The organism is Paraburkholderia sp. Ac-20342 (assembly GCF_017104985.1).
Classification (GTDB): domain Bacteria; phylum Pseudomonadota; class Gammaproteobacteria; order Burkholderiales; family Burkholderiaceae; genus Paraburkholderia.
The window spans coordinates 1-20,995 of sequence record NZ_JAAGPQ010000031.1 but is presented as its reverse complement, the minus strand read 5'-3'; the positions used below and the strand labels follow the sequence as shown (position 1 = coordinate 20,995).

The window sequence follows — 20,995 nt, the reverse complement described above, 5'->3', positions numbered from 1 at the left end:
GGTGAGCGGTCCAGTAGGGTTCGTCAGGCGAAACCGGTACGGCTCACGTGGCGACTTGCCTTCGGCAGCGCCTGGCGCAAAGCGTTAAAATCGCCCACCGCGCCCGATTTGTTCACTACGTCCAACGCTGGCGCATCGATCTTAAATTTTACGAACGATCGTTCATAAATTTTCTTTTTGCGCTAAACTGGCACGCAAGCCCTGATTCCACATGAAGGTCCTCGATTTACAGTGTCCGCATGGCCATCGGTTCGAAGGCTGGTTCGCTTCGGCTGATGACTTCGAATCGCAGCAGTCTCGCAAGCTCGTCGAATGTCCGATCTGCGGTGCGAACGAAGTGAGCCGCTTGCCGTCGGCACCGCGCCTGAATCTGTCGGGTGCGGCTGACACGAAAGCGCCGGCGGATACCGGTGACATGCAGGCGCGTGTCATGCGCGCACTGCGCGAGGTACTGGAAAAGACCGAGAACGTGGGCGACCGCTTCGCCGAGGAAGCGCGGCGCATTCACTACAACGAAGCGCCCGCACGCAATATTCGTGGTGTCACGACACCGGAAGATGCGCGTGCCTTGGTCGAGGAAGGCATCGAAGTGATGCCGCTGCCAGTCCCGGCTGCCCTGAAGGAACCGCTGCAATAGCGCGGTGCCTGCTGGCGCCAGGTGGTGGCGGCCAGGAGACACTACGCATGAATCTGGACTATTCCCCCGCTGAAGACGCGTTCCGCGCCGACATCCGCGCCTGGCTCGAGGCGAATCTGCCCCGTGAGCTGAGCGACAAGGTACTCAATCACAAACGTCTTTCCCGCGAAGATTTCGCTAGCTGGCACAGGTTGCTCGGCACGCGAGGCTGGTCGGTGGTTGCGTGGCCGCGCGAATATGGCGGCCCGGGCTGGGATGCGACCCAGCGGCATATCTGGGAGGAAGAGTGCGCGCGAGTTGGTGCGCCTTCCGTGCTGCCCTTCGGTGTATCGATGGTCGCACCCGTGCTGATGAAATACGGCAACGAGGCGCAGAAGCGCCACTATCTGCCGCGTATTCTCAACGGCACAGACTGGTGGTGCCAGGGCTATTCCGAGCCGGGTTCGGGCTCGGATCTCGCATCGCTGCGCACCCGTGCCGAGCGCGTCGGCGATCATTACGTGGTCAATGGCCAGAAAACCTGGACCACGCTGGGCCAGTACGCCGACATGATGTTCTGCCTCGTGCGCACCGACAGCGGGGCCAAAAAGCAGGAAGGCATTTCGTTTCTGCTGATCGATATGAAAACGCCGGGCATCACCGTGCGGCCGATCATCACGCTCGACGAAGATCACGAAGTCAACGAGGTGTTTTTCGAAGACGTGAAAGTGCCGCTGGAGAATCTGGTCGGCGAGGAAAATCGCGGCTGGACGTACGCGAAATACCTGCTAGGTCATGAGCGCACCGGCATCGCGCGGGTCGGCACCTCGAAGCGTGAACTCGTCTTTCTTAAGCGCGTCGCGCTGAATCAGAAGAAGAACGGCAAGCCGTTGCTGCTGGACCCGGTCTTTGCCGCGAAGGTCGCGAATCTCGAAATCGAGTTGATGGCGCTCGAAGTCACCGTGCAGCGCGTGGTTGCCAACGAGGCGGGCGGACGCGGGCCGGGCCCGGAAGCGTCGATGCTGAAAATCAAAGGCACCGAAGTGCAGCAGGGCTTGACCGAGCTGATGTTCGAAGCGATTGGTCCGCTTGCCGCGCCGTTCGACGTGCCGTTCCTCGAAGGCGAGCGCGAGCACAGCCTCGCCGGCGATGACGATGCCGCGCCGCTCGCTGCGTACTACTTCAACTTCCGCAAGACGTCGATCTACGGCGGTTCGAATGAAATTCAAAAGAACATCATCGCGCAGATGATTCTCGGACTTTGAGGAGCGGCGCATGGACTTCACTTTCAACGACGAACAACAGCAATTTGCCGACGCGCTGCGCCGCTATCTCGAGAAAAGCTACGGCTTCGAGGCGCGTCAGGCGATCGTGCGCTCGGAAGCCGGTGTGTCGGCCGCGCACTGGGCCGCGTTCACCGAACTCGGTTTGACCGCGCTGCCGGTGCCGGAAGCGCAGGGCGGTTTCAACGGTGGTCCGATCGACATGCTGGTGGTCATGCAGGAACTCGGTCGCGCGCTGGTCATCGAGCCGTATTGGGCGACCGTGGTCGGCATCGAGGCACTACGCATAGCGGGCACGAGCGAAGGCGAAGACGCCGCGTTGCTCGAGCGCGCGGCGCAGGGCGAATGCAAACTGGCCGTGGCCTTTCATGAACCGCACGCACGTTACGATCTGTTCGACATCGCCACGACGGCGAGCGCTCAGGGCGAGCAGTACGCGCTAGGTGGCACGAAGTCGGCCGTGCTGCACGGCGCGCAGGCGGATCACTGGATCGTGCCGGCACGCCTGAATGGCGAGATCGCGCTTTTTGTCGTGGCGCGCGGCGCGGCCGGTGCCAAAGTCACCGAATATCGCACCATCGACGGCCAGCGCGCGGTGACGCTCGAATTCACCGGCACGCCCGCGCGCCGGCTCGCCGGTCAGCACGCGGGCGCGGTGGCGCTCGAACAGATCGCCGACTACGGCACGTTGCTGCTGTGCGCGGAGGCGATCGGCGCGCTCGACGCGCTGAACCACGCCACCGTCGACTACACGAAAACGCGCCAGCAGTTCGGCCAGCCGATCGCGCGTTTCCAGGCGTTGCAGCATCGTATGGTCGAGATGCTGATTCACGCGGAACAGGCGCGCTCCATCACCTATCTCGCTGCGATGCGCTATGCGAGCGAAGATGCCGACGAACGCCGTCGCGCAATTTCGGCGGCAAAGGTGCGCGTCGGTCAGGCGGCGCGTTTCGTCGGTCAGCAGGCGGTGCAGTTGCATGGCGGCATGGGCGTCACGAACGAGGTAGCGGCGGCGCATCTATTTAAGCGCCTCGCGATCATCGAGACCACGCTTGGCGACGTCGATCATCATCTTGCGCGGTTCGCCACGCTTCCCGGCTTTGCCGTCGCCGAAGACTGATCGGCGCATTCAACCGGATCAAGGAGAGGCACGATGGGATTCAGTTTCGAAGACATGGAAGTCGGCACGACGCACGAAGTCGGCAAGCACACGTTCACGCGCGAGGAGATCGTCGAGTTCGCGCAGAAGTTCGATCCGCAGCCGTTTCACCTCGACGAAGCCGCAGCGGCCGAATCGCCGTTTCGCGGCCTCGTGGCGAGCGGCTGGCATACGTGCTCGGTGATGATGGGCATGCTCGTGCGCAACGTGCTGGCGGGTTCGACGTCGATGGGCTCGCCCGGTATCGACGAGATTCGCTGGCTCAAGCCGGTGCGCGTCGGCGACACGATCACGATGATGAACGTCATCGTCGACAAGCGCGTGTCGGAGAGCAAACCCGATCGCGGCATCGTATCGACGCGCTGGGAAGGCATCAATCAGCATGGCGAAACGGTGATTACGGTGCGCTCGAAGGGCATGTTCGGGCTGCGCAAGCCGGGAGCCGCGGCATGACGGCGAGTGCGGCGCCGCTCGCCGCTTTCAACAATGCCGAGGCTGTGCTCGCGCGCGTGGGCGCCGAACCGCTCGTCAGCGAATGGTTGAGCGTCGATCAGGATAAGGTCGATCGTTTTGCCGAGGCCACCGGCGATCATCAATGGATTCACGTCGACCCCGAGCGGGCCAGGCGCGAGTCGCCGTTCGGCGGCCCGGTCGCGCATGGTTTTCTGACGCTCTCGCTGATTCCGGCTCTGCTCGGTGAAACGGTGACGTTCGAGCAGCGCATGGGCGTCAACTACGGGTTGAATCGTGTGCGTTTCGTGTCGCCGGTGCTGGTGGGTTCGTCGCTGCGCGGGAAGTTTGCGGTGGAATCCGTGACCGAAGTCGACGACGGCGGCGTGCAGGTCGCATGGAACGTCACGGTGGAGCGGCAGGGCAGCGAGCGGCCGGTGTGCATCGCGGAGTTCATTACGCGGCACTACTTCTAGTGTTCTTGCGTCGCGGGTGAAATCGAAAGTGCGAGCCGGCGTGCATGCGGGCTCGCACTTTTTGCCTGGCGTCGGGGCGTATCGCCGGGAAGACAAAGCAGTTAATGCTTCGCGTACTGGGTGGCACCGAACAGCATCTCTTTCGCCTTGTCGTCCATCAGCGGCACGCGTGCGGACGCGAGCACGTCGACGCCGCGCACCACCGCGGGCCGAGCGGCAATCTCTTCATGCCAGCGCTTCACGTTCGGGAACGCATCGAGTTCGATGCCCTGGTTTTTCCATGAGCGCGTCCACGGGAACGAGGCGATGTCCGCGATCGTATAGTCGTTGCCGGCGAGATAACGCGTCTTGCCGAGTTGCGTGTCCATCACGCCGTACAGGCGATGCGCTTCGTTGGTGTAGCGTTTGACCGCATACTCGATCTGCTCGGGTGCGTAGAGGCGGAAGTGGTGAGCCTGCCCCAGCATCGGACCGAGGCCGCCCATCTGGAACATCAGCCATTGCAGCACCGAGTAGCGCGCGGCCGGATCGGTCGGCAGAAACTTGCCGGTTTTTTCAGCCAGGTAAATCAGGATCGCGCCCGATTCGAACAGCGCGAACGGCCGGCCATCAGCGCCTTTCGGGCCCTCGGAGTCGACGATCGCGGGAATCTTGTTGTTGGGACTGACGGCGAGAAATTCGGGCTTGAACTGGTCGCCGGCACCGATATTCACGGCATGCGCGGTGTAGGGCAGGCCCGTCTCTTCGAGCATGATGTGAACCTTGTGGCCGTTCGGGGTCGCCCAGCTATAGACATCGATCATCGTTGCTCCCTCTTCGTCAAAGCGGCGCCGCAAAGAGGGCGCCGCCGTGGTCGAAAAATTAGAGCATAGATCGTACGATGCTGCTTGCCGTGGGCTCAGCCCCCCGCGCTCACCTTTCACATCGGGCCGCGGAACTCAAACGCGCGTGACCGGCATCTCCACGCGAGCGGCCGCGCCCGCATCCAGATGGCGTGCGAGTTCGAGCTTGGCGATGGCATTGCGATGCACTTCGTCGGGGCCGTCGGCGAAACGCAGCGTGCGTGCCGATGCGTAGGCATAGGCGAGCGGAAAGTCGTCGCTGACACCGCCGCCGCCGTGCGCCTGAATCGCCCAGTCGATTACCTGACACGCCATGTTCGGCGCGACCACCTTGATCATCGCGATCTCGCCGCGCGCGCCCTTGTTGCCGACGGTGTCCATCATGTACGCGGTCTTCAGCGTCAGCAGACGCGCCTGCTCGATCATGCAGCGCGCCTCGGCGAGACGCTCCTGCGTGACGCCTTGCGACGCGACCGGCTTGCCGAACGCGACGCGTTGCAGCGAGCGCTTCGCCATCAGCTCGATTGCGCGTTCGGCGAGACCGATGAGCCGCATGCAATGGTGGATGCGCCCCGGGCCGAGGCGGCCCTGCGCGATCTCGAAGCCGCGGCCTTCGCCGAGCAGCATGTTGGCGGCAGGCACGCGCACGTTATCGAGCGTGATTTCCATATGGCCGTGCGGCGCGTCGTCGTAACCGAACACGGTGAGCGGGCGGTGCACGGTGATGCCGGCGGCGTCGGCGGGCACGAGGATCATCGACTGCTGCTGATGGCGCGGCGCCTCGGGATCGGTCTTGCCCATCACGATATAGACCTTGCAGCGCGGATCGCCCGCACCCGACGACCACCACTTGTGGCCGTCGATCACGTAGTGGTCGCCATCGCGCACGATGCGGGTCTGAATGTTGGTCGCATCCGACGAGGCCACTTCCGGCTCCGTCATCAGGAACGCGGAGCGGATTTGCCCTTGCAGCAGCGGTTCGAGCCATTCGCGCTTGTTGTCTTCGCTGCCGTAGCGCTCGATCGTCTCCATGTTGCCGGTGTCGGGCGCGTTGCAGTTGAACACTTCCGGCGCCCAGGGCACGCGGCCCATGATCTCGCACAGCGGCGCGTATTCGAGGTTGGTCAGTCCGGCGCCGCGCTCCGATTGCGGCAGGAACAGATTCCACAAACCGGCGGCGCGCGCCTTCTGCTTCAGTTGCTCGATCAGCTCGGTCGGCACCCATGCGTTGCCGTTCTGGCGATTGCGCGCGATTTCCGCATAGAACGCCTGCTCGTTCGGATAAATATGCTCGTCGAAGAAGGCGAGCAGTTTTTCGCGCAACGCCTGGACCTTCGGGGTGTAATCGAAATTCATCTGAAACCTCGCGAATAACGGACAGCGGATGATGTTGAAGCGGGGCTCGCAAGCTCGTGCACAAATAACGGCATGATGCCCAGCCCGGCCCATAACCGGGGCATGCGGCCCCGGCGCATTGTTTTGCGGCTAGCGCACCTTCTGCGCGTAGCGCCAGGCCAGTTCGGCCATCGGCTTCGCGCGCCGGCCGGCATCGAGTGCCTGCGCACTCGATGCGGTGCCGTCGACGACGCGCTTCATGATGCCTTGCAGGATCGCGGCGATGCGGAACATGTTGTACGCCAGATAGAAGTTCCAGTCGCCGTGAATCTCGAAGCCGGTGCGCTGGCAATAGCGTTCGACGTACTGTGCTTCGTCGGGAATGCCGAGGGCGCTCCAGTCGAGCCCCGCGATGCCGCGGAACTGCCCCGGGTCGACGTGCCACGCCATACAGTGATACGCGAAGTCGGCGAGCGGATCGCCGAGCGTCGACAGTTCCCAGTCGAGCACCGCAAGCACGCGCGGCTCGTAGCGATCGAAGATCAGATTGTCGAGCCGGTAATCGCCATGTACGACCGAGGTGCGGCCGCTCGTTTCGGCGGGCATATGTTGCGGCAGCCATTCGATCAGACGCTGCATCGCGTCGATCGGCTCGGTCTCGGACGCGAGATACTGCTTGCTCCAGCGGCCGATCTGCCGGGCGAAGTAATTGCCCGGCTTGCCGTAATCGGCGAGGCCGGCGGCGGCGACGTCGACGCTATGCAAAGCCGCGATCACGCGATTCATTTCGTCGTAGATCGCCGTGCGCTCAGCGGCCGTCATGCCGGGCAGCGACTGGTCCCACAGCACGCGGCCTTCGACGAACTCCATCACGTAGAACGCGCGGCCGATCACGCTTTCGTCCTCGCACAGCGCGAGCATTTGCGCGACCGGCACGTCGGTGCCGGCCAGCGCGTGCATCACGCGGTATTCGCGTTCGATCGCATGCGCGGACGGCAGCAGCTTCGCGGCGGGGCCGGGCTTCGCGCGCATCACGTACGAGCGCGACGGCGTGATCAGCTTGAAGGTCGGATTGGACTGGCCGCCCGCGAACTGTTCGAGCGTGAGCGGTCCCGCGAAGCCGTCGACGTGACGGGTCAGCCACGCGGCGAGCGCGTCGTTGTCGAAGCGTTGCCGCTCGTTGACGGGACGGGTGCCTTCGAAGGCCGAGTAGTCCTGTTTGGGTGCGGGTTCGCCGGTCTGCGTGGCTTGCGCCATGTGTCTCCTCCAGTTCGGTGTCAGCTGCGCTGGTAGCGGATGAATTGCGCGTAAAGCATTTCCATCGTGGTGTTGCGCACGTCACGATGCAGCGGCGACGGCGGCGAGTGGTTGAGCATGCGCAGCACCCAGTCGCGCGGCGCGGCGCCGACGTCGAGCGCGTTGATGCAGCCGGTCGCCTGCGACAGATGGCCGAAGAACGTGCGGCCGCCCGTTGTCAGCGCGTGCGAGAGGATCGCGCGATTGACGCCGCCGTGCAGCACCAGCAGCACGGTGTCCCACGAGGTGTCCTCGCGCAGCGCCGCGACGGCCGGCAGCACGCGATCGAACAGTTCGCCGATCGTTTCGCCGTCGAGAAAGCGCGTGCTTTCGGGCACGATGCCGTCGAACACGCCGAGAAACGCCGCCTCGATATCGCTCGCCGGAATGCTGCCGAGCCTGCCGCCGCGAATTTCCTGCCACGCGGGCTCGATTTCCGGCTCGATCTGCTGGCCCGTTTCGGCGAGCACGCGTCGCGCGGTTTCGATCGTGCGCGGCAGGCCGCTCACGATCACGCGATCGAAGCGCACCCGCTGTTCGGCGAACAGGCGGCCCGCGGCGCTCGCCTGCTCGCGGCCGTTCGCGTTGAGCGGCACGGTCTCGGGGTCGATCGCGCGGCCGGAATCGTCGAAGTAGGTGACGTCGCCGTGGCGCATCAGGAAGATGCGGCGACGTTTCGGCAACTGATAGTCGGGCATGGTCGGGCGGCTCTCTCGTGGCTGATTGGCAGACTATTTGTAAACCGGCGCGCGTTTTTCGAGGAACGCGCTGATCCCTTCGAGACCCTCGCGGTGATGTAGCGAAGCGACGAAGTTGTCGCGCTCCGTGACCAGATGATCCGCGAGCGGCTGCGTGCCGGCCGCGGCGATCAGTCCTTTGATGCGTGACACCGAATTGGGCGAAATCGCCGCGAGTTCGTCGGCCCAGTCCAGCGCGTTATCGAGCGCGATGCCGGGCTTGGTGAGCCGGTTGACGACGCCGAGTTCGTGCAGACGTGCCGCGCCGATCGGCTTGGCTTCGATCAGCACTTCGGTGGCGAGCTGGCGCGGCAGCGCCTGCGCGAGGAACCACGAGCCGCCGCCATCGGGCGTCAGGCCGACGCGTGCATACGACATCGCGAACTTCGCGTTGTCCGCGGCGACGATCAGATCGCAGGCGAGCGCGAGCGAAAAGCCGGCGCCGGCCGCGGCGCCTTCGACCGCGGCAATGACTGGTTTCGACGACAGCCGCAGCGCCGAAATCCACTGACCGAGCTGGTCGATACTCTCGGCCTGCACGGACGGATCTTTCGCGCGATTTTCGAGCAGGCGGTTCAGGTTGCCGCCCGCGCAGAAGAAGTTGTCGGCGCCAGTGATCACGACCGCGCGAATCGACGGATCGCGCTCGACGGTGTCGAACGCCTCGATGCCGGCCGCGTACATGTCCGGATGCAGCGCGTTGCGCGCGCCGGGATTCGACAGCGTGAGGACCAGCGTCGATTCGCTGCTGGCTGGGCGTGAAGCGAGCAGGGCGGCGCTCATGATCGGGCCTCCGGTGAGATGTCGCTGGCGTCGCGCTGCGTCAGCGAAAGACCGAGCTGCGCGCGCCGCGCGAGCCACGGCGACGGACGGTAGCGCGGATCGCCGAGCACGCCGAACATGTTGCGCAGGATCGCGAGAATCGTGGTGGCGCCGAGCGCGTCACCGAGCGCGAGCGGTCCGCGCGGATAGCCGAGGCCGAGCGTGACCGCGAGGTCGATGTCCTCGGGTGTGGCGATCTGCTTTTGCGCGATGTCACAGCCGATGTTGACGATCGTCGCGACCACGCGCTGCGCGACGAAGCCGGTCGAATCGCGGATCACGGTGACGGGTACACCGTCGGCGGCGAAGAGCGCGTGTCCGGCGTCGCGGGCGGCGCGTGTCGTGGCCGGCGTGGTCATCAGCGTGCGGCGTTTCGCGCCGATGAGCGGGAACAGCGTGTCGACGGCGACGACGCGGCTGGCGTCGAGCGCTTCGTCGACCGCGGCCGTGGTCGCGTCGTGGCCGAACGGCGTGACGACGATCAGCGAATTCGCGGCCGGCGTCGCGCCGTCGTCGAGCTTCACACCGGCCTGGCCGATCAGTTGCACGACTGCGTCATGCGCTTTGCGGTAGCGCTGGCTGACCCATACGCTGTGCGGCAGCGCGCTCGGCGCGGGCGCTTCGTCGGGCACCTGCTGCTTGCCGTCCACGTAGCGGTAGAAGCCCTCGCCGGTCTTGCGGCCCAGCAGTCCGCCGAGCAGCCGTGTGCCGGTGATCGGCGACGGCGTGTAGCGCGGTTCCTCGTAGAACTGGTGATAGATCGATTCCATGACCGGATGCGACACGTCGAGCGCGGTCAGGTCCAGCAGCTCGAACGGCCCGAGCCGGAAGCCGGCCTGCTCGCGCATGATGCGGTCGATATCGGCGAAGCTCGCGACGCCTTCGCCCGCCGCGCGCAGGCCCTCGGTATTCATGCCGCGGCCCGCGTGATTGACGATGAAGCCGGGCATGTCCTTCGCGCGCACCGGCGTGTGACCCATGCGGCGCGCGAGGTCCATCAGCGCGTTGCCGGCCTCGGGGTCGCTGCGCAGCCCGTCGATCACTTCGACGACCTTCATCAGCGGCACGGGATTGAAGAAGTGATAACCGACCACGCGCGAGGGATCGGTGCAGCCCGCCGCGATCGCGGTGATCGACAGCGATGACGTATTCGACGCGAGGATGCAGCGGCTGCTCACGACGGTTTCGAGTTCGCGAAAGAGGGCCTGCTTCACGTCGAGCTTTTCGACGATCGCCTCGACGACCAGATCGCAGCCGGCCAGCTCGCCGATGTTCTGCACGCCGCTCACGTTCGCGAGCGCGGCCAGCGAGCGCGACTGCTCGAGCTTGCCTTTGGCCGTCAATTTGGCGAAAGTGTCCGCGAGGTAGTCGCGCGCGGCGCCTATGGCAGCGGAGTTGGTGTCGAAGAGCCGCACGCTCAGGCCCGCGAGCGCGGCGATCTGCGCGATGCCGCGGCCCATTGCACCGGTTCCGACAATGCCGATGGTCTCGATACTGAAATTGCGAGAGTTCATTGCGATGCTCGACTCCATGGTTATTTTAGAATAGCACGATCGTGCAATTTACTGGATGATTTAATGGAAAGCCGCTGCTTCGATTGCGATGCGTGGGCTCGAACAACCGAAAAGAAGGAGGCATCCGATGTTGAAGCTCTGCGGTTTCGCACTGTCCAACTACTACAACAAGGTCAAGTTCGTGCTGCTCGAGCACGGCATTCCGTTCGAGGAGGTGCTCGTGAAGCCGAGCCAGGACGAGGCGCTGCTCGCGCATTCGCCGCTTGGCAAGGTACCGTATCTGCAGACCGCGAACGGCGATCTGTGCGAATCGCAATGCATCGTCGAATATCTCGCCGCGAGCTTTCCCGACAGGCGGATCTTCTCTGCCGATCCGTGGCAGGCGGCCAAGGAGCGCGAGATGATCGCCTTCGTCGACGTGCATCTCGAACTGACGGCGCGCAATCTGTACAAGGAATCGTTTTTCGGCGGCACGGTGAGCGACGCAACGAAGGGGCGCGTCGAGAAGCTGCTCGCGCATCACATCGCCGGCTTCAAGCGGATCGCGAAGTTCGCGCCGTATCTGTGCGGCGAGCATTTCAGCGTCGCCGATATCTCCGGCTACGTGCACCTGCCGCTCGTGGGCTCGGCGACGCAGACCATCTACGGCCGCGACTTTCTGCTCGACGCGGGGATCGACTGGAAGAGCTACGTCAAGACGATCAAGGCTCGGCCCGCCGCGCAGCGCGTGACCGATGATCTCAAGGCGTATATCGCGGCGTCGCGCGCGGCCTGATGAAAGAGGCGTGTGGGGCGTGTGACGGCCTGCGCAGGGGTGTGGGTGGGGGCGTGAAGCTGGCCGTGAGCCGGCTTGTGAATCGGCTTGTGACCCGGGCCGTGGGGCCGGATGTAACGCAGACCACAAAGCAGGCCGTAACACACACGCCCATGCAACGATGCGCGATGGCCGGGAACGTGGATTCGTTCGTGACATCGCGCGGAGCATCTCAAAGCCGCGCGAGCCGCTCGAGCGCGGTGGCGAGCGTGCTTTCCTGCTTGGCGAAGCAGAAGCGCACCACCCCCGACTCGTGCGCCTCGTGGTAGAACGCCGAGACCGGAATGGCCGCGACGCCGATCTCGCCGGTCAGCCATTGCGCGAATTCGGCTTCGGGCAGATCGCTGATCGCCGAATAGTCGACGCACTGGAAGTAGGTGCCCGTGCACGGCAGCAGCCTGAAGCGCGAGTTCGCGAGACCCGCGCGGAAGAAGTCGCGCTTCTTCTGATAAAACGCCGGCAGATCGAGATAGGGCGCGGGGTCCTTCATGTAATCGGCGAGGCCGATCTGCATCGGCGTATTGACGGTGAACACGTTGAACTGGTGCACCTTGCGGAACTCGGCCGTGAGCGCGGCGGGCGCCGCCACGTAGCCGACCTTCCAGCCCGTCACGTGGTAGGTCTTGCCGAAGCTCGACACGACGAAGCTGCGCTGCGCGAGTTCCGGATAGCGCGCGGCGCTTTCGTGTGGCGCGCCGTCGTAGACCATGTGCTCATACACTTCGTCGGAGAGGATCAGCACGTTGGTGCCGCGCACGATCTCTTCGAGCTTGCGCATGTCCTCCGCGCGCCACACTGTGCCGGTCGGATTGTGCGGCGTGTTGATCATGATGAGCCGCGTTTTCGGCGTGATCGCGGCGGCCAGCCTGTCGAACGGGATCGCGTAGTCGGGCGCTTCGAGCGTGACGAAGACCGGCTTGCCGCCCGCCAGTTCGATCGACGGCAGATAGCTGTCGTAGGTCGGCTCGATCACGATCACTTCGTCGCCGGGATGGACGGTGCAGAGAATCGCGGTCAAGAGCGCCTGCGTCGCGCCCGCCGTCACGGTGATTTCGTTCGTTGCGTCGTAGCGGCGCCCATACAGATTCGCGATCTTCTCCGCGATCGCCTGACGCAGCGGCAGAACGCCCGCCATCGGCGGGTACTGGTTGTGGCCGTCGCGCATCGCGTTCGCGACCGAGTCGACGATGCGCGGATCGCAGGCGAAGTCGGGAAAGCCCTGGCCCAGATTCACCGCGCCTTTTTCCGCGGCGAGCGCGCTCATCACGGTGAAGATCGTCGTGCCGACGTTCGGCAGGCGGGACGGAAACGTAGGGCTGGCGGACGTGTCGTGCGGTGCGTTCATGGCGTGGTTCGTAGCTGGGCGATGGGTGGGCCGGGTTCTCGAAAAGCGTCAGGGCGTCGTTGCAACGGGCAGATTCTGCGCAATGCCCGCAGCCGCGACGAACGGCGCCGGCTGGGCGATCTGGAAGCCGAAATCGCGCGCGATCCGCTTCGCGAGCTTCAACACCGCGCGGTCCTTCGAGACGAGCCAGTCAGCCCGTGCTGTGTGCGCGAGTTCGAGAAACTTCTGGTCGTCGCGATCCTTGCATTGGGGCAGCGGCCGTACGCCCTCGGTGGGTTCGACGGTGGCCGGCGGCTCGACCATCTGCGCGAACCGCGCGACGAACGCGAGCGCCGCCGTCTTGTCGACGTTCCTGTGCGCGAATTGCGGATAGTCGAGCACGTAGGTTAGCTCGGCGAGGCAGCGCGCGTCGATCAGCGCGGCCAGCGCGCCGCTTTCGAGCGCGGCCGCGATCGGCCGCGTATGCGGGTCGTCGAACACGAGAATATCGATCCAGACATTGGAATCGAGCACGACGCGCAAGGCGCCGCTTGAGGCGTGGGAACCGGGCATTCGTTACAATCTGGCTTTCGTCTTTGACCGCCAGGCACGGCGTGCCTGCATGCAAGCCTCTATGATAATCGTTCTGTCGCCGGCGAAATCGCTCGACTACGCAACCCCGCCGCACGTCAAGAAACACACGATTCCCGATTTCGTCGACGACGCAGCCGAACTGATCGACGGCCTGCGCAGTTTGTCGCCGCAACAGATCGCCTCGCTGATGGGCATCTCCGATCAGCTCGCGCACCTCAATTTCCAGCGTTACGCCGACTGGTCGCCGCAATTCGGCACGCACAACGCCAAGCAGGCGGTGCTCGCATTCAACGGCGACGTCTACGAAGGCTTCGACGCGAAGACGCTGTCGTCCGCCGATCTCGACTATGCGCAGAATCATGTGCGCGTGCTGTCCGGCCTCTACGGCCTGCTGCGTCCGCTCGATCTGCTGCAGCCGTACCGGCTCGAAATGGGCACGCGTTTCGTCAATCCGCGCGGCAAGGATCTGTATGCGTTCTGGGGCGAGCGGATCACGCAGGCGTTGAACGCGCAATTGAAGAAGAACGCCGCGGGCTCGCGCGTGCTCGTGAATTGCGCGTCGGGTGAATACTTCAAGTCGGTCAGGCCGAAGCTGCTCGAAGCGCCGGTCGTCACGCCGGTGTTCGAGGACTGGAAGGGCGGCCGCTACAAGATCATCAGCTTCCACGCAAAACGCGCGCGTGGTCTGATGGCGCGTTATGCGGTCGAGCATCGCCTCGACGAGCCCGAGCAGCTGCAGGCGTTCGACTCAGAAGGCTATGCGTTCAGCGCCGAGGCCTCGAACGATTCCACCTACGTATTTCGCCGCCGCATCGCGGAATAAACCGTCCGTTGCACACGGGCAGGAAGGATCTCATGACGTTATCGATTACGAGCAATTTCGACGCGGGGGCGGTCGAAGTGCTGTCCTGCGAGGACGCCGGCCATATCCGCCTGCGCGTGCGGCCCGACAGCCACGCGGAATTCGCGCAGTGGTTCTATTTCCGTCTGTCCGGCACGGCCGGCGAGCGCTGCGTGATGACCTTCGAGAACGCCGCCGCGTGCGCGTTCGCGGAAGGCTGGCGCGATTACCGGGCGGTCGCGAGCTATGACCGCGTGAACTGGTTTCGCGTGCCGACCTCGTATGACGGCCGCGTGCTGACGATCGATCACACGCCCGATTTCGACAGCATCTACTACGCGTATTTCGAGCCGTATAGCGAGGAACGCCATGCGGAGTTTCTCGGCGCCGTACAGCAGATGCCGCACGCATCGCTCACCGAGCTCGGCAGGAGCGTCGAAGGGCGGCCCATTTCGCTGCTCACGCTGGCGACGCCGGAGGCCGACGATGCCGCTCCCGCCACGCCGAAAAAGCAGGTCTGGCTGATCGCGCGCCAGCATCCCGGCGAGACGATGGCCGAATGGTTCATCGAAGGGCTCGTGAAACGTCTCGTCGGCTGGGGCGATTGGGCCGGCGACCCGGTCGCGCGCAAGCTCTACGACCACGCCGTGTTCCACATCGTGCCGAACATGAATCCGGACGGCAGCGTGCACGGCAATCTGCGCACCAACGCAGCCGGCGCGAACCTGAATCGCGAATGGATGGAGCCGGACGCCGCGCGCAGTCCCGAAGTGCTGGTGGTGCGCGACGCGATCCACGCGACGGGCTGCGATCTGTTCTTCGATATCCACGGCGACGAGGCGCTGCCTTATGTGTTCGTCGCGGGCTCCGAAATGCTGCCGGGTTTCACCGAACGGCAGGCGCTCGAGCAGAATGCGTTTATCGAGGCGTTCAGGCACGCGAGCCCCGATTTCCAGGACAAGCATGGCTATGCGGCGAGCAAGTATCGCGAGGATGCTTTGAAGCTCGCGTCGAAGTACATCGGCAACGAATTCGACTGCCTCTCGCTGACGCTGGAAATGCCGTTCAAGGACAACGCCAATCTGCCCGATGAACGCGTGGGCTGGAACGGCGAGCGCAGCGCATCGCTTGGCGCCGCGATGTTGCAGGCCATTCTGCGGCACGTGGAGACGTTCGCGTAAAAGACGGACGGGCGCAAGAAACGCGGCGCGCACTTTTCGGTGCGCGCCGCTTTCTTATTGGAATGACGAGCGAGCTGCCGGCGTTGACGCGAGTCGATCAACGCCACGCCGTTATTTGCTCTTTTTCTTCGCTGTGCTTTTGGTGGCCGATTTGCCCGAGGTCGCGCGCGACGCTTTACCCGAGCCCGATTTCGACGACTTCGCTGCCGACTTCTTCGACGTCTTGCCGCTCGCCGAGTGCTTGCCCTTGCCGCCTTTATGCTTGCCCGAGGCGCCTCGCGATCCCTCGCTATGCGCACGGTTCGGCGGCACCGGATCGTTCCAGCTGAACGCCAGCATCTGCGAGCCGACATAGCCGCAGCGGAATTTCAGGTCCGCGGGGTCGCTGGCGCCGTTCTGGGGCACGCCGACGCCTTCGACGGTGACGATGCTGTCCACCTTGACGCGCTGCTTGCCTTCGTCGAACGAATCGTTCCACGGTGTGACGGACGAGTGGGCGCTATCGAACGAGCTTGGTGGAAATTCGACGTGATCGAATGCGGTCGACGTGCTGGCGACGAAGTCGCCGTGCGCGGCACAGTCCGCGACGAGCGGGTCCGCATGCATGTCGTTGATAAACTTGTTGACGAGGTCGTTGTGCTGCTCGAGTTGATCGGCGAATGCGGGGGCAGTGCAGATAAGCGAGAGACTCGCTGCGCAGGCTGCCAGCCGGCCGACCACCCGCAGCAATCGGCGCGGTACGTTGGTGCGATCCATCTAGTTCTTCAGACGCTAATGGGGGGATGAGGCAAATAAGATGCCTTGCAAAAGGGTGAGTTCAATCTTGCTGCAAATATTCGGGCTAGTCTTGGCGCGAACGCTCGCTGAATCTCACGCGACCAGGCGTTGAATTATCACAGATACGCACCGGCGCTCGCAGCAACGCACGAATCCTCAGGTGCGTGGGCCGCCCAAGCGGTATCGGCGGACATCGTACGTGGTTACCCAGGCGGGACGGTAAACCGCGATCAGCGCGGTTGCCATGCCGGTAAACCACGCCTCGCCGGTGGCGAGCAGCAGCACGCTGAGCGCATAGCCGGCCGGCACCACGGTTGTCGAGCCGCCGGCCAGCGCGACATGAAGGCCGAGCGCCGCCGCGACGGTCAGTGATACGGCAATGGCGGGAGAAACGAAGCCCTGGCCAAAGATGAACATGAAGAGATTGCGTGGCAGCCACGCGATGCAGATGCGCTGGAGCAGGGTCGAGATACCGACGGGCAGCGCGCCGTACACGAGGAACGTCAGCGCGATGCCTTGCCATGGCGCATCGAAGACGACGGCGGCAAGGCCCGTGACGAACGCCATGGCGACCAGCGCGAGCCGCCAGTCGAAGAGCGTGACGAAGAGCGTGGCGCCGAGCAGATGCATGACGGTGCCGTCGTCGAGCCAGGCATTGCTCGCCCACAGCACCGACACCGCGACAATGATCGCGAGCCATACGTGCTGGAGTGTGCCGTCCTGAAGTCTTTTGAAAGGATTTTTCCACAGCGCGAGCGCGACCATCATCGCAGTGGCAACCCAGCCGCCGACAGCGACCCAGAACGGAAGCGGTGTGTATAGGAAACCCATGTGTCTCATATTACTCGTTGGACGGGAAAAGGTGTGAGCGGATTCCATGCCAGCTCCCGCCACCGCTCTCTGGGCGCACGCGCGCGGACATGCCGCGTATGACGCCGGCCGTTATGTCGAACCCGGTGTGAGTGGCTTCGGCGGGAGCGTGGGATGCGGCGGGTCGCCATACGATGTCGTGGGTTCGGCGGCCATGGGCAGCGCCGGGGTAGTGTCGCTGGTTGGCAACGGATACTGAAAACGCGCGCGCTTATGACGTCGCAGCGGAGTCGCGCCGGTCTGCCCCATCGTTACCGGCCGCGCGGAGCTTTCGCCGTTGTTGTGCAGCACTTGCAGATGGTTCGTGAGCCAGCCGTTGTAAAGCGCGACCGCGGCGGCGCGATTGGGGGCGCCGAGCTGCTGGAAGATGCTGGTCAGATGGATCTTGACCGTGCCTTCGCTAATGCCGAGCGTGCGCGCGATCATCTTGTTCGTGCTGCCCATGTGAACGCAGCGCATGATCTGCTCCTGGCGCGGCGACAGTCCGCTCGAGAGGCGGTTGCGGCGCGGCGGCGGATTTTTTTCGTCGAACAGACGGATCGCGGTGTCGGATGGCAACGGAGGATCGAGCGCGAGTGCGCCGGGCGGCACGTAATGACCGCCGAGCAGCACCATTTCGAAGGCGCGCACGATGAGACACGGATCGGTGTCGCGCGGCACGACGCCGAGCACGCCTTCGTCGAGCAGCGCGCGCACGAGGGCGGGCGGGGTGCCGTCGGTCAGCACGGCGATGCGCAGGTCGGGGTAGTCGCTGAGCAGGTGGCGGACATCCAGAACCGACATCCAGTCCTGCCAGTCGATCACGACGAGATCAGGCACATAGCGCTTGAACGGACGCTCGAGCTGACGCCAGTCCTGGGCTTCGGTAAAACGCGCCAGCCGGTCGATCTGCCTCAGCAGGGCCTTGAGTCCGTCACGTCGTTCCGCGTTTGAATTGAGAATCGAGAAGCGCATGCATGTCTCCAGATTAATCGGGCGAAATAGCGCGACGCACTCGTGCGGTTCATGAACCGGGCTCACTCACTTTCATGCGTCACCAGTCCTATGATGACAAATTCCCTCGGATTTGACGGCTGTCCGAAAGGCATAGGACGCGCGGCTACGCCAACAAAAAGCCCCGCACGAGGCGGGGCTTTTTTGCGATAACGCGTTGAGGCGGGCGTCGAGATTCAATGGAAATGTGGTTGCGCGGGCTCTGCGTCTTCGGGCATTTCCGCGTGGACGATCTCACCGAGCGGGTCCGCGTAGAGCGGCACGCCGCAGTCGTCGCAATATTCCGGCTCGAAGCGGCCCGCGTGGCGACGCACGTCAGTAATGCCTGTCTCCTTGAGCAGTGCGACGATTTCCTCGAGCGGGTCGTCCGAGCCGGCGGTCTCCTGCGGTTCTTCGTCGATGCCCGGCTCGCCGTTTTCGCGACCGTAGAGCGGCCACACGACACCGTAAATCACGTCGTTGCTGCCCTTGCGCGTGAAGCCGACACGGTACTCGTCGATACGTCGTTCGCCGAAGCCGGCGACCACCGCGCGAAGGTCCTGCGGCGCCGCGCCAATTGTGTCAAATAGATAACGCACGGCGGTCCGCACGGTGTGAGGACGCACGCTTTCGTCGGCATCGCGGCAGGCTGAGTAGTACGCGTCGGGCAACAGGCACTCGAATTCGCAACCCGGCAGCACGAGCGACAGATTCGCGCCACCTTGTGTGGCCCATTGCTCGAGACACTGGCCGCGCTCGATGCGGCTGCCGTGCTCTTCTTCCTGCCAACGGAAGGTCGCCTCGCCTACCGGCGCTGCGACGACGGCCAGCAGGAAGCGCGGGTCGGCGAGAATCGGCGAGGTTTCCGGCAACTCGCCGAAATTGAGCCTGGCATTGCCGCCGGTGAGCGCCGCTTGCGCGAGCTGCTGGGCGATGCGCCACGTTTCGACGTGATGGCGCGGCAACTGGTCGATGCTGTACAGGAACGGCGCCATCGCGACGCGCGTGTTTGCCGCGAGCACGTGCGCCTGCAGATGCGCACGCAAGGCGTCGGCCGCGTCGGTCTTGAGCGGGCCGGACGGAATCACGTAGCGGGTCCAGGCGAGCACGGGCGCGGCGATCAGCAGCGCTTCGTAGGGCGCGCCTTCGTGCTCGATGAGGAACGACTCGCTATGGGTTTCCGCCATGTCGGCGAGCGCGCCATAGGCGTCGGGGTGGTTTTGCTGCAGATGATCGAGCGCGGCGTCCAGCGTGGTCTGGTTGGCGTTGCGCACGATCCTGGCCAGCAACGCATCGAGCTTGGCTTCCCAGAAGCGATCTTCGGTGCGGCTGCCCGACGCGAAAAGCGCGAGCGAGAGACCGACAAGCTTGTCGGCATCGGGAGGGAGACGTTTGGCGATTCGCGAGCGCATAAATCCGGAAAAATTGGAGGCACGGAACCTTATATTCTAATCTTTTCCGGGACGCTATACCGTTTAGCCAGCATTGGCACATGAATCGGATCGTTTCGTGACGGGAAAGCCGCTTCTTTGCGCGCGTGGCTCATGTTCTCCTGGCCGAATGGCATAAGTCACTCAGGACGCGCGACTCGCCCCTATACTGACGGCGTTCAGCGGGCGCCTGACAGGCGTATGTCAATTCATCGCCATGGCCTGGCGCAATAGGAGATTCATCGTGAAATCGGACCAACTGATCGAACGTCTTGCCGCTGTATTCGCGTTGATCGTTCTCGTGGGCGGCTCGTTGCTGGTGCTGGCACCTTTCACGACCGCGCTGCTGTGGGGCGCCATTCTCAGCTATAGCTCGTGGGGGCTTTACCGGCGGCTCACGAGCGCGGTCGGCGGGCGCCGCAAGCTGGCCGCGATGCTGATCGTGCTGATCATTCTGGTTGTTGTGCTTGGGCCATTCGTGTATGCGGGGTTTGCATTCGGTGCGCATGTTCACGATATCGTGGCGCTGGTGCAAAGACTCTTCGAGTCGGGCTTGCCGGATCTTCCGCCGTGGGTGCAGCGAATCCCGCTCGTCGGTTCGAGCATCGAAGCCTTCTGGGAGCGGGTGACGAGCAGCAACTCGGAGTTGATCGCGCAGTTGCACACGTTCGCGGCTCCCGCCGGCAAGTGGATTCTGGCGGCGGCGATTGCCGTGACGCACGGGCTGGGGTTGCTGGCGCTGAGCATTGTGCTGGCGTTTTTCTTTTATATCGGCGGCGAAGGTGCGGCCGCGTGGCTGAATGCGGGCATGCGGCGTATTGCCGGTGAGCGCGCCGACTATCTGCTCGCGCTGGCGGGCAGCACGGTGAAGGGCGTGGTCTACGGGATTCTGGGTACGGCACTCGTGCAGGCCATTCTCGCAGGGTTCGGCTGCTGGATTGCAGGCGTGCCGGCTCCGGCGTTGCTTGGGCTGGCGACGTTTTTTCTGTCGGTGGTGCCGGGCGGTCCGGTCATCGTGTGGCTGCCTGCCGCGATCTGGCTGTACCAGGGCGGCGCGACAGGGTGGGCGATCTTTCTGGTCGTGTGGGGCGTGCTGGTCGTTGGTATGTCCGATAATGTCATCAAGCCGATCCTGATTGGCAAGAATAGCGATATGCCGCTGATCCTGGTGATGCTGGGCATCCTTGGCGGGGCGTTGGCATTTGGTTTCCTCGGCGTTTTCATCGGACCGACTTTGCTGGCGGTCGCTTATACCGTGCTGCACGACTGGGCGATTGGCGCTCCGACCGCAGGGGCTTTGGCTCCTGATGCGAAGGTGCCTGCCGTTGGCGAAGTGGACGGCCTCGGCAAGGGTCGCTAAGGAAAACCCTGAATTCGTACTTGCAAGTCGTATCCGGTCCCGCTAGAATTCCGCTCTTTCGTGTTCCGCCCAGCGGGGCACGGGGAAGCGGGAGGCCCTGGATGGCAGGGGTTTTCGCGGCGCAGGCAGGTTGGGCAGTGTGTTAAAACCTGTTGACGGCGCGCCGGAAAGTCTCCATAATCTCGTTTCTCTGCTGCAGACGCAGCGACGCGAACGAAGCGGTGCCGGGTGGTGTTGGGCATGGTTGAGTGAGCGGACTGATCTTTAAAAACCAACAGCCGATAAGTGTGGGCGCTTGATGC

At 64.1% G+C, this 20,995-nt stretch carries 21 protein-coding genes; 9 read left to right on the top strand and 12 right to left on the bottom strand.

The features are described 5' to 3' along the window. Positions 1-211: 211 nt before the first annotated feature. The 5 genes from G3N58_RS14670 to G3N58_RS14650 are packed head-to-tail and all read left to right on the top strand — an operon-like array spanning position 212 to position 3,984. The gene (locus G3N58_RS14670) at positions 212-637 is read left to right on the top strand and encodes a DUF1178 family protein (protein WP_167047700.1); all 426 of its coding nucleotides are present in this window, start codon (positions 212-214) and stop codon (positions 635-637) included. A 47-nt stretch (positions 638-684) separates the two neighbouring features. Next, the gene (locus tag G3N58_RS14665; protein WP_205999480.1) at positions 685-1,881 is read left to right on the top strand and encodes an acyl-CoA dehydrogenase family protein; all 1,197 of its coding nucleotides are present in this window, start codon (positions 685-687) and stop codon (positions 1,879-1,881) included. A gap of 10 nt (positions 1,882-1,891) precedes the next feature. After that, positions 1,892-3,019 carry an acyl-CoA dehydrogenase gene (locus G3N58_RS14660; RefSeq protein WP_205999479.1) on the top strand — a complete coding sequence of 376 codons (1,128 nt, stop codon included), beginning with the start codon at positions 1,892-1,894 and terminating at the stop codon, positions 3,017-3,019. 33 nt (positions 3,020-3,052) lie between these two features. Next, entirely contained in the window at positions 3,053-3,511 is a 459-nt protein-coding gene (locus G3N58_RS14655) for a MaoC family dehydratase (protein WP_167047691.1), read from the top strand. Continuing rightward, on the top strand, positions 3,508-3,984 hold the full coding sequence (locus tag G3N58_RS14650; RefSeq protein WP_205999478.1) for a MaoC family dehydratase: 477 nt from the start codon (positions 3,508-3,510) through the stop codon (positions 3,982-3,984). The genes G3N58_RS14655 and G3N58_RS14650 overlap by 4 nt, the downstream gene beginning before the upstream one ends. A 101-nt stretch (positions 3,985-4,085) precedes the next feature. Here G3N58_RS14650 and G3N58_RS14645 read toward each other — a convergent pair whose 3' ends face one another. The 6 genes from G3N58_RS14645 to G3N58_RS14620 form a co-directional block, all read right to left on the bottom strand. After that, positions 4,086-4,787 (bottom strand): glutathione binding-like protein, encoded by a 702-nt coding sequence (locus tag G3N58_RS14645; protein WP_167047685.1) that lies wholly within the window; start codon positions 4,785-4,787, stop codon positions 4,086-4,088. Between the two features lie 135 nt (positions 4,788-4,922). After that, the gene (locus G3N58_RS14640) at positions 4,923-6,182 is read right to left on the bottom strand and encodes an acyl-CoA dehydrogenase family protein (RefSeq protein ID WP_167047682.1); all 1,260 of its coding nucleotides are present in this window, start codon (positions 6,180-6,182) and stop codon (positions 4,923-4,925) included. A 129-nt stretch (positions 6,183-6,311) separates the two neighbouring features. After that, positions 6,312-7,418, bottom strand: coding sequence for a phosphotransferase (locus tag G3N58_RS14635; protein ID WP_205988766.1), 1,107 nt, complete (start codon positions 7,416-7,418; stop codon positions 6,312-6,314). Between the two features lie 20 nt (positions 7,419-7,438). Next, on the bottom strand, positions 7,439-8,155 hold the full coding sequence (locus G3N58_RS14630; protein ID WP_205999477.1) for a histidine phosphatase family protein: 717 nt from the start codon (positions 8,153-8,155) through the stop codon (positions 7,439-7,441). Positions 8,156-8,188: 33 nt separating this feature from the next. After that, on the bottom strand, positions 8,189-8,977 hold the full coding sequence (locus tag G3N58_RS14625; RefSeq protein WP_205999476.1) for an enoyl-CoA hydratase: 789 nt from the start codon (positions 8,975-8,977) through the stop codon (positions 8,189-8,191). Beyond that, entirely contained in the window at positions 8,974-10,530 is a 1,557-nt protein-coding gene (locus G3N58_RS14620) for a 3-hydroxyacyl-CoA dehydrogenase (RefSeq protein WP_205999475.1), read from the bottom strand. The genes G3N58_RS14625 and G3N58_RS14620 overlap by 4 nt, the downstream gene beginning before the upstream one ends. 127 nt (positions 10,531-10,657) lie before the next feature. On the opposite strand from G3N58_RS14620, the gene G3N58_RS14615 reads away from it, so the two are divergent. Then, positions 10,658-11,305 (top strand): glutathione S-transferase, encoded by a 648-nt coding sequence (locus G3N58_RS14615; RefSeq protein WP_167047667.1) that lies wholly within the window; start codon positions 10,658-10,660, stop codon positions 11,303-11,305. A 211-nt stretch (positions 11,306-11,516) separates the two neighbouring features. Here G3N58_RS14615 and G3N58_RS14610 read toward each other — a convergent pair whose 3' ends face one another. Both G3N58_RS14610 and G3N58_RS14605 read right to left on the bottom strand, forming a co-directional pair. Next, the gene (locus G3N58_RS14610; protein WP_167047664.1) at positions 11,517-12,689 is read right to left on the bottom strand and encodes a pyridoxal phosphate-dependent aminotransferase; all 1,173 of its coding nucleotides are present in this window, start codon (positions 12,687-12,689) and stop codon (positions 11,517-11,519) included. A 48-nt stretch (positions 12,690-12,737) separates the two neighbouring features. Continuing rightward, positions 12,738-13,241 (bottom strand): putative toxin-antitoxin system toxin component, PIN family, encoded by a 504-nt coding sequence (locus tag G3N58_RS14605; RefSeq protein ID WP_205999474.1) that lies wholly within the window; start codon positions 13,239-13,241, stop codon positions 12,738-12,740. Positions 13,242-13,302: 61 nt separating this feature from the next. On the opposite strand from G3N58_RS14605, the gene yaaA reads away from it, so the two are divergent. After that, positions 13,303-14,085, top strand: a complete 783-nt coding sequence (gene yaaA / locus G3N58_RS14600) for a peroxide stress protein YaaA (protein WP_167047658.1) — start codon at positions 13,303-13,305, stop codon at positions 14,083-14,085. Positions 14,086-14,117: 32 nt separating this feature from the next. Further along, complete coding sequence (locus G3N58_RS14595; RefSeq protein WP_205999473.1) at positions 14,118-15,284, top strand: M14-type cytosolic carboxypeptidase; 1,167 nt, start codon at positions 14,118-14,120, stop codon at positions 15,282-15,284. Positions 15,285-15,395: 111 nt separating this feature from the next. On the opposite strand, the gene G3N58_RS14590 is transcribed toward G3N58_RS14595, so the two are convergent. The 4 genes from G3N58_RS14590 to G3N58_RS14575 all read right to left on the bottom strand — a co-directional run bounded on the left by G3N58_RS14590 (position 15,396) and on the right by G3N58_RS14575 (position 19,315). Beyond that, positions 15,396-16,040 carry a hypothetical protein gene (locus G3N58_RS14590; protein ID WP_167047652.1) on the bottom strand — a complete coding sequence of 215 codons (645 nt, stop codon included), beginning with the start codon at positions 16,038-16,040 and terminating at the stop codon, positions 15,396-15,398. A gap of 177 nt (positions 16,041-16,217) precedes the next feature. Continuing rightward, a complete protein-coding gene (locus tag G3N58_RS14585; protein WP_167047649.1) occupies positions 16,218-16,892 on the bottom strand; it encodes an energy-coupling factor ABC transporter permease in 675 nt (224 codons plus the stop codon). 111 nt (positions 16,893-17,003) lie between these two features. Beyond that, complete coding sequence (locus G3N58_RS14580) at positions 17,004-17,885, bottom strand: response regulator transcription factor (RefSeq protein WP_167047646.1); 882 nt, start codon at positions 17,883-17,885, stop codon at positions 17,004-17,006. Positions 17,886-18,100: 215 nt separating this feature from the next. Further along, complete coding sequence (locus G3N58_RS14575; RefSeq protein ID WP_167283378.1) at positions 18,101-19,315, bottom strand: DUF2863 family protein; 1,215 nt, start codon at positions 19,313-19,315, stop codon at positions 18,101-18,103. A gap of 262 nt (positions 19,316-19,577) precedes the next feature. On the opposite strand from G3N58_RS14575, the gene G3N58_RS14570 reads away from it, so the two are divergent. Beyond that, positions 19,578-20,693: an AI-2E family transporter gene (locus G3N58_RS14570; RefSeq protein WP_205999492.1), complete on the top strand. Its 1,116-nt coding sequence runs from the start codon at positions 19,578-19,580 to the stop codon at positions 20,691-20,693. Positions 20,694-20,995: the final 302 nt, after the last annotated feature.